At 48.8% G+C, this 11622-nt stretch carries 12 protein-coding genes; all 12 read left to right on the top strand.

The window, feature by feature from the left end:
• Positions 1–49: 49 nt before the first annotated feature.
• The 12 genes from V7P87_RS09930 (at position 50) to V7P87_RS09875 (ending at position 11578) form a co-directional block, all read left to right on the top strand.
• Positions 50–751, top strand: coding sequence for a YggS family pyridoxal phosphate-dependent enzyme (locus V7P87_RS09930; RefSeq protein ID WP_333797289.1), 702 nt, complete (start codon positions 50–52; stop codon positions 749–751).
• Entirely contained in the window at positions 744–1562 is an 819-nt protein-coding gene (proC, locus tag V7P87_RS09925; RefSeq protein WP_333797288.1) for a pyrroline-5-carboxylate reductase, read from the top strand. Before V7P87_RS09930 ends, proC begins: the two co-directional genes overlap by 8 nt.
• Positions 1563–1677: 115 nt before the next feature.
• On the top strand, positions 1678–2223 hold the full coding sequence (locus V7P87_RS09920) for a YggT family protein (RefSeq protein ID WP_333797287.1): 546 nt from the start codon (positions 1678–1680) through the stop codon (positions 2221–2223).
• Entirely contained in the window at positions 2220–2519 is a 300-nt protein-coding gene (locus tag V7P87_RS09915; protein WP_333797286.1) for a DUF167 family protein, read from the top strand. Before V7P87_RS09920 ends, V7P87_RS09915 begins: the two co-directional genes overlap by 4 nt.
• Before the next feature lie 2 nt (positions 2520–2521).
• Positions 2522–2953 (top strand): DUF4426 domain-containing protein, encoded by a 432-nt coding sequence (locus V7P87_RS09910; protein WP_333797285.1) that lies wholly within the window; start codon positions 2522–2524, stop codon positions 2951–2953.
• Positions 2954–3044: 91 nt separating this feature from the next.
• Positions 3045–3653: an RdgB/HAM1 family non-canonical purine NTP pyrophosphatase gene (rdgB, locus tag V7P87_RS09905; protein ID WP_333797347.1), complete on the top strand. Its 609-nt coding sequence runs from the start codon at positions 3045–3047 to the stop codon at positions 3651–3653.
• The gene (gene hemW, locus V7P87_RS09900) at positions 3650–4852 is read left to right on the top strand and encodes a radical SAM family heme chaperone HemW (RefSeq protein ID WP_333797284.1); all 1203 of its coding nucleotides are present in this window, start codon (positions 3650–3652) and stop codon (positions 4850–4852) included. The genes rdgB and hemW overlap by 4 nt, the downstream gene beginning before the upstream one ends.
• A gap of 82 nt (positions 4853–4934) precedes the next feature.
• Complete coding sequence (locus V7P87_RS09895; RefSeq protein ID WP_333797283.1) at positions 4935–6785, top strand: DUF885 domain-containing protein; 1851 nt, start codon at positions 4935–4937, stop codon at positions 6783–6785.
• A 222-nt stretch (positions 6786–7007) separates the two neighbouring features.
• Positions 7008–7973, top strand: a complete 966-nt coding sequence (locus V7P87_RS09890) for a magnesium transporter CorA family protein (RefSeq protein WP_333797282.1) — start codon at positions 7008–7010, stop codon at positions 7971–7973.
• A gap of 157 nt (positions 7974–8130) precedes the next feature.
• Entirely contained in the window at positions 8131–9480 is a 1350-nt protein-coding gene (mgtE, locus tag V7P87_RS09885) for a magnesium transporter (RefSeq protein ID WP_333797281.1), read from the top strand.
• 110 nt (positions 9481–9590) lie between these two features.
• The gene (rimK, locus tag V7P87_RS09880; protein WP_296296399.1) at positions 9591–10496 is read left to right on the top strand and encodes a 30S ribosomal protein S6--L-glutamate ligase; all 906 of its coding nucleotides are present in this window, start codon (positions 9591–9593) and stop codon (positions 10494–10496) included.
• Positions 10496–11578, top strand: a complete 1083-nt coding sequence (locus tag V7P87_RS09875) for a succinylglutamate desuccinylase/aspartoacylase family protein (RefSeq protein WP_333797280.1) — start codon at positions 10496–10498, stop codon at positions 11576–11578. The genes rimK and V7P87_RS09875 overlap by 1 nt, the downstream gene beginning before the upstream one ends.
• The last annotated feature ends 44 nt before the right edge of the window (positions 11579–11622 follow it).

Genomic DNA, 11622 nt, shown 5'->3' with positions numbered 1-11622 from the left:
CTCCTGTTTGCCAGAAATGAATGAAAAAACCACAATAAGTCAGGCTTTAATGGATAACAACATAGCAGAACGACTGAATTCAGCCTACCGCCAGATGGCAGAAATTCGGCAGAAAAACCCTTCAGTGATCCCAACTGCACAATTAATCGCCGTCAGTAAAACCAAAACGGCCGCTATGGTGCTCAGCGCTTATCAGGCCGGTCAAAAAGCTTTTGGCGAAAACTATGTGCAGGAGCTCGTGCAAAAAGCCACTGAACTTGCCCATCTGACTGATATAGAATGGCATTTTATTGGCCCTATCCAGTCAAACAAAACTCGTGACATCGCCCGTTTTGCCCATTGGGTACATAGTGTCGACCGGCTGAAAATTGCTGAACGATTATCCGCGCAGCGCCCTTTGGACATGGCCCCCCTCAAGGTGCTGATTCAGGTGAATATCAGCGGTGAAGCCAGCAAAGCAGGAGTGATGCCACAAGATGTGCTTGCGCTGGCACGGCAAATGGTGATGTTGCCGCGGCTTGAACTTTGTGGCTTGATGGCCATTCCGGCTCCGGCCATTGAACATGACAATAGCGCGGCCTTTGCCGCTATGCAGCAGCTGTCCAAAACACTGCAACAGGAATTTCCACAAGCAACACAGTTGTCGATGGGCATGTCAGACGACTGGCAACAAGCCCTGACATACGGGGCAACTATGATAAGATTAGGCACAGCCATTTTTGGCGCGCGGGAAACGCATCTTTATGAATGAAAATACCATCGCATTTATTGGCGCCGGCAATATGGCGCGCGCTGTCATTGCAGCCCTGGTAAAACAAGGTTATCCAACAGCAAATATCATCGCAACGAATCCAACCACGCCAAAATTAGCAGCATTGGCTGCAGATTTTGGTATTGAAGTCACCACCGACAACATCAAAGCCGTCAAACTGGCCGATGTGATAGTGCTTTGTGTAAAACCACAAATCATGGCCGAGGTTTGTCAGGCGTTATTGGTCGGCGCACCGGAAATTCACGAAAAATTATTTGTCACAGTAGCCGCAGGTTTACCCGTCGCCCATTACCAACGCTGGCTGGGAAATGAAGTACGACTGGTGCGTGCGATGCCAAACACCCCGGCGCAAGTGGGGTTAGGTGTGACCGGATTATTCCCGCACCGCTTGTCTAATTATGAAAAGTCTTTTGTTGATCAATTATTTACCGGTTGTGGCCTGACCTGCTGGCTGCAGCAGGAAAGCCAAATCAACGACATTATTGCCGTCACCGGCAGTGCACCTGCTTATTTTTTCTATTTTATGCAGGCGATAGAACAGACAGCACAGCAACTTGGTTTTGCCCCCGCCGAGGCCCGCGCTATGGTAGCGCAAACTGCGCTGGGCGCGGCCACATTGGCTTCTCAGTCTGAACTGAGTTTTGCTGAGCTTAGAGAGCAGGTCACCAGTAAAGGCGGCACCACGCATCAGGCAATCGAAACGTTCCGTGAGGGCCAGCTGGAAGCTTTAGTCGAAAAAGCCATGAAAGCAGCCATTGCCAGAGCTGAAGAAATGGCCAAAACCCTGTAACAGGCGGATTACCGCCTGAAATATTTGAATTTTGTCATAATCACCAGTCATCAATTGAAAACCTGTGCCGGCAACCACATAAAGTCCGGTACCGGCCTTTGAACAGGAATATCGCATGAACGAAGCGTTTTTCTTTTTAATCAGTACCTTGTTTAATCTGTATTTAATGGTTGTTTTGCTGCGGTTATGGCTGCAAAGCGCCAGAGCCGATTTTTATAACCCGCTCAGCCAGTTTGTGGTTAAAGCCACCAATCCACTGCTGATCCCAATGCGCAGACTGATCCCAAGTATCGGCAAACTGGACACCTCTTCACTGGTGCTGGCGCTTTTGGTCGCCACAGGTAAAGTGATCACTATGCAATTATTGTTGTCTGGCGGTGTCAGTGCCGGCACCACCTTGTTTGGCGCCATTGCAGTGCTGATCAAAGAAGCATTCAGTTTATTATTCTGGGTGGTGGTGATCCGCGCTATTCTGAGCTGGTTCAGTCAAGGCCGTAACCCGATGGAGCATTTGCTGCACCAGCTGACCGAACCTTTGTTAAATCCAATCCGCCGGGTGATCCCACCTGTTGGCGGTTTGGATATGTCGGTACTGGTATTGCTGGTGGGCCTGCAATTTCTGGAAATTTTGGTACAAAACCTGTTGAAAACTTTGTTGTGACAGCACTGAGTTATCGTGGTGCCGATTTGCTGTTACAGCTATATGTGCAGCCTAAAGCCAGCCGCGATCAAATCATCGGTTTACATGGTGACGAAATTAAATTGGCCATTACAGCTCCGCCTGTCGATGGCAAAGCCAATGCCCATGTGCTGAAGTTGTTGGCTAAACTCTTTGGTGTCAGTAAAAGTCAGATTGAATTACTCAAAGGTGAGCTCAGCCGGCATAAACAGGTACTGATTAAAGCGCCTTTTAAGCTGCCGCCCGAGCTTGTTTCCATTGCTTTGAAGGAGCATTAAACATGAAATTATTCACTGCTATGCTGCCAGCACTGCTGCTGTTTGCCGCCGTGGCGAGCCCGGTTCAGGCCGAGCAAAAAAAACAACTGGGTGCCTGGGATGTACATTACATTGCCATGCCGTCCACCTTAATTGAGCCGGCCATTGCCGGTAACTACAAGATTGAACGCAGTAAGTTTAATGGCCTGGTGAATATTTCGGTGTTAAACAGCAGCGATCAGAAAGCGCAGCAAGTGACACTGTCCGGCAGTGCAAAAAATCTGTTAGGTCAGCAAAAAACGCTGAACTTTACCCAGGTAACCGAAGGCGACGCTATTTATTATCTGGCACAACTGCCCTATCGCAACGAAGAGCGGCTTAGTTTTGTTATTGATATCCGTCAGGGTAACCAGAACCAGCAGCTGAAATTTGAACACACTTTTTACGTCGAATAACGGCTGCAGGCGTTTGCCCGGGCAATAATCGACATTCCACAATGTCAATAAACCGGCAGCGATGCCGGTTTCTGTTTTGGATCGAACAACACTGATGACACAAAAAATTGTTTTAGCAACCGGCAATGCCGGCAAAGTGGCTGAGCTCAGTCACATGCTCGCGCCCTGGGGCTGTGAAGTGGTCACCCAGACTTCCCTTGGCGTCACTGATGCCGATGAAACAGGTTTAACCTTTATTGAAAATGCCATTTTAAAAGCCCGTCATGCTGCAGCCATAACAGGTTTAGCCGCCATCGCCGACGACTCGGGGCTGGCAGTGGACGCACTCGGTGGCGCCCCTGGGATTTATTCTGCCCGTTTTGCCGGCTCTGGCGCCACCGATGCAGATAACATCAAACTGCTGCTGGAAAAACTCTCTGCAGTGCCTGCTCTTGAGCGTCAGGCGCAGTTTCATTGTGTGCTGGTGTATTTGCGTCATGCTGACGATCCAACACCGCTTATCAGTCACGGTGTCTGGCAAGGTGAGATTGCTTTTGAACCCAAGGGTAACCATGGTTTTGGTTATGATCCGGTGTTCTGGTTGCCTGAACTTGGCAAAACTGCAGCACAGCTTGAAAAAGCGCACAAACAGCAGCTTAGCCACAGAGGCAAAGCACTGGCGTTATTACAGCAACAGTGGCAACAACGGAGTGGCCAATGAGCCCAATGCAGCCACAATCCACTGCCTTGTTGCCAGAGCCTGCTCCAATGCTGGTATTACCGCCGCTGTCTTTATATATCCATATTCCCTGGTGTATTCAGAAGTGCCCTTATTGTGACTTTAATTCACACGCCGTCAAACAAGGTATACCGGAGCAGGAATATATCAGCCATCTGCTGGCTGATTTAGATGCAGATCTCGCTTATGTGCAAGGTCGTGAACTGCAGAGCATTTTTATTGGCGGTGGTACACCCAGTGTCTTCAGTGCTGAAGGGATTCACGCCATTTTGCAGGGTGTACAGCAGCGCATCAGTTTTGCCAGCGATATTGAAATCACCATGGAAGCCAACCCAGGCACTGTTGAAGCGGAACGTTTTGCCGGTTACGTCAAAGCCGGGGTCAGCCGCTTTTCAATCGGGGTGCAGAGTTTTCAAAACGACAAACTGAGCCGCCTTGGCCGTATTCACCAAGGTGATGAAGCCAAAAACGCAGCCCGTCTTGCCAGTGATCTGATAACACACAGCAGCTTACAAAGTTTTAATCTGGATTTAATGCACGGTTTGCCCGAGCAAAATATTCAGGATGCCTTATCTGATTTAACTCAGGCGATTGAGCTGAACCCGCCCCATCTTTCCTGGTATCAGCTTACCATTGAACCCAACACCGCTTTTGCCTCTAAACCCCCGGTGCTGCCGCAAGACGATATTCTGTGGGACATTCAGGAGCAAGGCCATGCGCTGTTAACCGCAGCCGGTTATCAGCAGTACGAAACTTCAGCTTATGCCAAAACAGGTTATCAGTGCCGGCATAATCTGAACTACTGGCGGTTTGGCGATTATCTGGGGATTGGTTGTGGCGCGCACGGCAAAATTACCCTGCCGGATGCCGGACATATTATCCGGACCGTAAAAGTGAAACACCCCAAAGGTTATATGGACTTCACCAAGGCCTACCTCGACAGCCGCACTCTGGTCTGCGCCGAAGACTTGCCTTTTGAATTTTTTATGAACAGGTTCAGATTGCTTGAACCCTGCCCTTTGCAAGACTTTACCGCATATACCGGGCTTTCTGTCGCAACAATTACCGCCCCCCTTGCACGGGCCGAACAATTAGGATTAGTTAGCCTGCAACACCAGAGCGCACAAATAACAAACCAGGGGGTTCGTTATCTGAATGATTTGCTGGAATTATTTTTATAAATGCTGTTTGTGTTTGCCATAGCGCCAGACAAACACCATCCACTTTTAACAACAAACTATTGATAAAAAAGAAGAATCCAAGATGCAACTAAGTAAATCAAGCCTGGCACTGGCTGTCACTCTGGCACTGCTTGGCGCCTGTTCGCCGGCCGAACAAAAAACTACTGCAACCACAGCAACAGCGGCGGCACCACAAAGCACTGCGGCAGCACAAAGCGAAAGTGAAAAGCTGAATGCTTTTTTCGAAGAAGCTTTTATGGCGCAGGTACAACTGAGCCCTACCACGTTGACAGGCCTTGGTATTAAACAAGACTATGACAAATGGGATGCTTTTACCGACGAGCAAGCCGATAAAGAACTGGCGCTGACCAAAGCCCAGCTTGAGCAGTTAAAAAGCTTTAACTTTGAAGCGCTGGATGCACAAAGCAAGTTAAGTTATCAGCTGTTTAAACAGCAGCTGGAAGATGAAATTGCCGACGACAAATGGCGTTTATACAACTATCCAATCAACCAGATGTACGGTTACCACTCTATGGTGCCGTCGCTGTTGATCAATCAGCACAGCATCGACAACGAAGCCGACGCCAAAGCTTATATTGCCCGTTTAAATGGCATTTTACCTTTGTTCCAGCAGGTTACAGTACAACTGGAAAAAAGGGCTGCTCTTGGCATTATTCCACCAAAATTTGTGTTTCCGCATGCTATCAGCGCCAGTAAAAATGTGATCACAGGCGCGCCATTTAGCGAAGGTGCGGACAGCACTTTACTGGAAGATTTCCGCGGCAAAGTCAATAAACTGAGCATTGATGAAGCCGCTAAACAACTGCTGATAAAAGAAGCAGAAGTGGCGCTGGTCAGCAGTGTAAAACCTGCTTATGAGCATTTAATCAACCACTTAACCGCACTTGAAACCAAAGCTGGTACCGACGATGGTGTCTGGCGTTTTAAAGACGGTAGCGATTTTTATAACAATGCCCTCAAACGCACCACCACCACCAACATGACAGCGGACCAAATCCACGAGCTTGGACTTTCGGAAGTGGCGCGCATTCATGCTGAAATGAACGCCATCATGCAGAAGGTTGGTTTTAAAGGTGATCTACAGGCGTTTTTTACCTTTATGCGTGAAGACGCGCAGTTTTATTACCCGGACAATGCCGAGGGTAAAGCGGCTTATTTGGCCGAAGCCACCCGCGTGATTGACGTAATGAAAGGCAAACTGGATGAGCTGTTCCTGGTGAAACCAAAAGCCGATATGGTGGTAAAAGCTGTAGAGCCTTTCCGTGAACAATCGGCAGGTAAAGCTTTTTATGAACAGCCGTCAATGGATGGCTCACGCCCTGGCATTTATTATGCCAACCTGTACCGGATGAAAGGCATGCCCAAATATGAACTGGAAGCTTTGGCCTACCATGAAGGTATTCCGGGTCACCATATGCAAATTGCCATTTCACAGGAGCTGGAAAACGTACCTAAGTTCCGCCGTTTTGGTGGTTACACCGCTTATATCGAAGGCTGGGGTTTATACACTGAGTTATTGCCAAAAGAAATTGGCATGTATCAGGACCCCTACTCTGACTTTGGCCGTTTAGCGATGGAGCTGTGGCGTGCTTGCCGTCTGGTGGTTGACACTGGTATCCATGCGAAAAAATGGACCCGTGAAGAAGCTATTGCTTATCTGGCGAAAAACACACCAAACGCTGCTTCTGAGCAGGTAAACGCCATTGAACGTTATATTGTGATGCCATCCCAGGCAACCGCTTACAAAATTGGCATGATCAAAATTGTTGAGCTGCGTGAAAAAGCCAAAACGGCACTGGGTGACAAGTTTGATATCCGCGAATTCCATGACGTGGTGCTGAAAAACGGTGCTGTGCCGCTGGATGTACTGGAAATGCTGGTGGATGACTATATCAGGACAAAACAGGTATAAGGTTAAGTCATTTGTTCAACTGAAAACGCCGCATCAATGCGGCGTTTTTTATGCACAGCCCTCAGGGCCCCCGGCGATGCCAACACAAAAAGCCGGTGCACAAATCAAATTGCAGACAATTCACGCCGGATAAAAAGCCACTGCGGTTATACCATTGAATAAGCTTGCATCAAAAGCACGCTATTGCGTATGCTCCGGCTAAACAACCTATTGGAAATTCAGATGATTAGTTTGCATCTTTATGATCCGCAGAGTGAAAAGTGGCAACATGGCGACCGCAGTTTGCTGAAGTTACCTTTGCACGGTGACGAAAAACTCTGGGTCGATTTATCCCAGGCCAGTTATCTGGAACAACAGCAGTTATTAAAAGATTTTGGCATTCATCCGGAAATAGCTGAAGACTATCTGCGTGAACGTCACCCTCCCAAACTAGAAAGTTCGAACGGCTTTACCTTAATGATTTTACGGGCATACGCCGGTAAAGATTTTCGTGATTATCCGGGCCATGCCCAGCTGAGCCTGTTATTTTCCAATCAGGTTCTGTTGTATAAATGTCAGCTGCCAGAGCAGGATCACCCGTACGTTTTGCCGTCTTTTGATGTTAATAGGCCTATGCTACCTATTACCGACTGGGTGAAACTTTATATCCATAGTGTTTCCGCCAGTTATCTGGAAAAACTAATCAACTTTGAGGATGAACTCAGCGAATTTGAAGATGCCATGCTGCATCATGGTGACGACCATAAAATGGCGCAAATTATGCGTTATCGTTCAGTTTTTCGAAAACTGGACCGCAACCTAGCTTATCAAAAAGAAATGTTTGCCGATTTATTGCTGCAGGAGCGCGAACACTTACTGAAAACCCAGTTCCAGCAAGTAGAATTACGTGACTTTTATGAAAAGTTTGAACGGTTACACAGTATGACGCAGATGTACTACGACCAGCTGGGGGATTTAGTCAGCGGTTATATGTCCACATCAAACCATCAAATTAACGAAAGAATGAAACTGCTGACCATGGTATCGGCCGTCTTTATTCCACTGACTTTTATTGTCGGGGTTTACGGTATGAACTTTGCGAATATGCCAGAACTACAGATGGAATTTGGCTATTACTGGACATTGGCTGGTATGGCTGTGCTGGCCCTTGCCATGATGCTGGGTTTTAAAATTAAACATTGGTGGTAATGGTGTCAGGCCGCAGTTAATCCTTGGCGCTTTTTCAAAAAAAATCGCAAAAATGTCGTTGAATTGACTATAAAACAACAGGCTGGCTGCGGTATTATCGCGCCTCTTTTTATCACCGGTTTGGCCTTTGCCAAAATGCGGGTTGCACGGGGTGGGCATGGCTGAAAATCAACTGCTGGATATCAAAGAAATCGTGCGCGATAGCTTCGACGAGCAGGAAGTTGAACAGCTTGGCCTGAAACTCAGTGCGCTGGAACCGGAAGAAATTGCTGTTGCGCTGGAGGCGATGCCGCTGGAACAGCGGATCAGCACCTGGCAAAGCCTGCATGCCGACGAACAAATCCACGCCCTGACTTACATGCGCGATGACGCGCGTGAAAACATCTTTAAACAACTGGATGACGCTGAACTGTCGGCGCTGGTTGAGCGGCTGGACGTTGACGATCTGATTGAAATGCTGGACGAGCTGCCGGCCGCAGTGTATCAGGAAGCCTGCTCTAAACTCGATGCCAGCGAAAAACTCTGGCTGGCCACCGCTCTTGCCTACACCGACGAGCAATGTGGCCGTTATGCCGACCACGACGTCTTAACCATCCGTAATAACGCCAAAGTACGGGATGCCATCAGGCTGTTTAAAAAACTCAATGAAGACGCCGAATATCATGACGCCCTGATGGTAGTTGACCGGACCGGCCGTTATGTCGGGTTATTACTTGCCACCAATATTCTGGGTCAACCCAGCCACTTGCCTTTGGTTGAGTTTATCGACAACGACGCCCCTGTGGTGGAAGGTGTGATGGATTTGGATCAGGGCTCGGATATAGTCGCCCGCTCTGGTTATACCGCCCTTGCGGTCATTGATGATGAAGGCAAGCTGCTTGGCCGTATTTCCATAGGTGAAGCGCTGGAGAACGTGCGCCGTAGTCTGGAAAGCCAGTTTATGCACACTGCAGGTTTAGACGAAACCGAAGACTTGTTCTCGCCTGTGCTCAGTAGTGCCAAACGTCGTGCTGTCTGGCTTGGCATTAATTTGCTGACCGCCTTTTTAGCCGCCTGGACTATCGGCCTGTTTGAAGCCACGCTGCAACAGGTGGTGGCACTAGCGGTACTGATGCCAATAGTGGCCAGTATGGGCGGTATTGCCGGCAGTCAGACCCTTACGTTGATCATCCGAGGTTTGGCTTTAGGCCAGCTCACGCCACAAACTTACTGGACTTTATTGCGTAAAGAGCTGGGGGTTGGTCTGCTCAACGGCCTGCTTTGGGCTGCGGTGATAGCCGTTGTCACCTATTTCTGGTTTGGCGATATGATTATCGGCACCGTCATTGGCATGGCCATTATTATCAATATTCTGGTGGCTGCTGCATCCGGTGTGGTGATCCCGGTCTGGCTGGAAAAAGCCAAAATAGACCCGGCGCTGTCCGGCTCTGTCATTCTGACCACTGTCACAGATGTGATTGGCTTTTTTGTATTTTTAGGATTGGGCAGCCTGCTACTAGTGCCTTAAAGCACAAACACAAAAAACGTCAGAAAACCAATAACTTTCCTTTTATTTGACCCAAGCCTCACTACAATATCAGCAAGAAGGCGGCACGCTATTTCTGCTTTGGAGTCTGCATGAAGATCGCTTTGTTATCACGCAACGCTGAGCTCTATTCCAGCAAAAGGCTGGTGGAGGCCGCAGTCGCACGCGGCCATCAGGTGGACGTGATAGATCCCATTTTGTGTTACATGAATATCAACCACAATGCCTTGTCTATTCACTATCGGGGTGAAGCTCTAACAGGTTATGACGCAGTGATCCCTCGTATTGGTGCTTCTATTACTTTTTATGGCAGTGCCGTGCTGCGCCAGTTTGAAATGATGAACGTATATTGCCTGAATAACGCTGCAGCTATTGGCCGCGCCCGCGATAAACTGAATTCTTTGCAGTTGCTGGCACGTGATGGCATTGGCCTGCCTATCACAGGTTTTGCCGATAAACCCGGTGACATTCCTGATTTAATTGAAATGGTGGGCGGCGCACCTTTGGTGATCAAACTGCTGGAAGGCACCCAGGGCATTGGGGTGGTGCTGGCCGAAACCCGCACCGCCGCCGAAAGTGTCATTGAAGCTTTTATGGGACTCAACGCCAATATTCTGGTACAGGAATACATCCGCGAAGCCAAAGGCGCTGATATTCGTTGTTTTGTCATTGGCAATAAAGTGGTGGCGGCGATGAAACGTCAGGCCAAAGAAGGTGAATTCCGCTCTAATCTGCACAGGGGCGGCACCGCCACCAAAGTCAAACTCAGTAAAGCCGAACGGCAAACTGCCATCAAGGCGGCACGCTGTATGGGACTCAATGTGGCAGGTGTGGATATTCTGCGCTCAAACAATGGACCTGTGGTGATGGAAGTGAACAGCTCGCCAGGGCTTGAAGGCATTGAAGCGGCCAGTGAAGTCGATGTGGCCGATGCCATGATTGAGTATCTGGAGCAACAGGTGCTGCGAGCGCAACAAAAAATGATGGATAAAAGCTGATGACTGAATCCGATCTGACCCGCGCTGCACCGCAGCCACTGGCTGAGCCTTTTGAGTTTGGCGACAGCATCATTGCGCCCGGCAGCAGAGCTGTGGTGGATATTCCTTTTGGTAAACTGTACACCCACACTGAGCTGAATATCGGCGCCCATGTGATTCACGGTAAAAAACCAGGCCCTGTGCTGCTGATCACCGCCGCGTTGCATGGCGATGAAATTAACGGGGTCGAAATTTGCCGGCGTTTATTAAAGCTGCCCAAACTTAACAGTTTACGCGGTACCCTAGTGGTAGTGCCCATTGTGAATACTTATGGTTTTGTGCAGCAGTCGCGTTATTTACCCGACAGACGCGATTTAAACCGCAGTTTTCCCGGCAGCGAAAAAGGCTCTCTGGGCAGCCGGATGGCCTGGCAATTTACCGATCGCATTCTAAAAAAATGCACCCATGTCATTGATTTACACACGGGGGCTATTCACCGTTCGAACCTGCCACAGGTACGCGCCACGTCGCGCGACAAAGTGTCGTTAAAAATGGCCGAGAGTTTTAACGCGCCCATTATTATCAAGGCCGCCAGCCGCGATGGTACTATGCGGGGTACCGCCAATAATCTGGGTATTCCGATTATTTTGTATGAAGCCGGGGAAGCACTGCGTTTTGACGAACAGTCAATCAAAATTGGCGTTCGGGGTATTGTCAACGTGATGCATAGCCTGGGTATGTTAAGGTCATTACGCAAACAGGAAAAAACCCAGTCGTTATTCTCGAAAAAAAGTAGTTGGGTGCGGGCCGAGCATGACGGCATCGCCCGATATTATTTTGGCCTGGGGCAGAAAGTCGAAACCGGAGATGTACTGGCACATATCTATTCGCCCTACTCCGACTTTGAAGTAGCGGTAACTGCAACTTTTAGCGGTATTATTATTGGCCGCAATAACTTACCGCTTATCAACGAAGGTGAAGCTTTGTTTCATATTGCCGAAGTCAGTGCACTGGATGAGGCAGAAAAAACCATTGACGCTATCAGCGACGAAGTGGACAGCGCCATGCCAGCCGTACTGGGGGGCGAGTTTGGTTTAGTGTAAAGCACCTGCAACAGCTGGCTTCACCAACAGAGCTGTGTGATACA

Source organism: Rheinheimera sp., from assembly GCF_036782235.1.
Lineage (GTDB): Bacteria > Pseudomonadota > Gammaproteobacteria > Enterobacterales > Alteromonadaceae > Pararheinheimera.
This window is presented reverse-complemented; position numbering and strand designations above follow the sequence as displayed.

Bases quoted from the DNA above. Each gene is read 5' to 3' on its own strand.
- V7P87_RS09920 (WP_333797287.1), top strand. From the start codon at position 1,678: ATGAACGAAGCGTTTTTCTTTTTAATCAGTACCTTGTTTAATCTGTAT.
- proC (WP_333797288.1), top strand. From the start codon at position 744: ATGAATGAAAATACCATCGCATTTATTGGCGCCGGCAATATGGCGCGC.
- V7P87_RS09895 (WP_333797283.1), top strand. From the start codon at position 4,935: ATGCAACTAAGTAAATCAAGCCTGGCACTGGCTGTCACTCTGGCACTG.
- rimK (WP_296296399.1), top strand. From the start codon at position 9,591: ATGAAGATCGCTTTGTTATCACGCAACGCTGAGCTCTATTCCAGCAAA.
- V7P87_RS09890 (WP_333797282.1), top strand. From the start codon at position 7,008: ATGATTAGTTTGCATCTTTATGATCCGCAGAGTGAAAAGTGGCAACAT.
- V7P87_RS09910 (WP_333797285.1), top strand. From the start codon at position 2,522: ATGAAATTATTCACTGCTATGCTGCCAGCACTGCTGCTGTTTGCCGCC.
- hemW (WP_333797284.1), top strand. From the start codon at position 3,650: ATGAGCCCAATGCAGCCACAATCCACTGCCTTGTTGCCAGAGCCTGCT.
- mgtE (WP_333797281.1), top strand. From the start codon at position 8,131: ATGGCTGAAAATCAACTGCTGGATATCAAAGAAATCGTGCGCGATAGC.
- V7P87_RS09930 (WP_333797289.1), top strand. From the start codon at position 50: ATGGATAACAACATAGCAGAACGACTGAATTCAGCCTACCGCCAGATG.
- V7P87_RS09875 (WP_333797280.1), top strand. From the start codon at position 10,496: ATGACTGAATCCGATCTGACCCGCGCTGCACCGCAGCCACTGGCTGAG.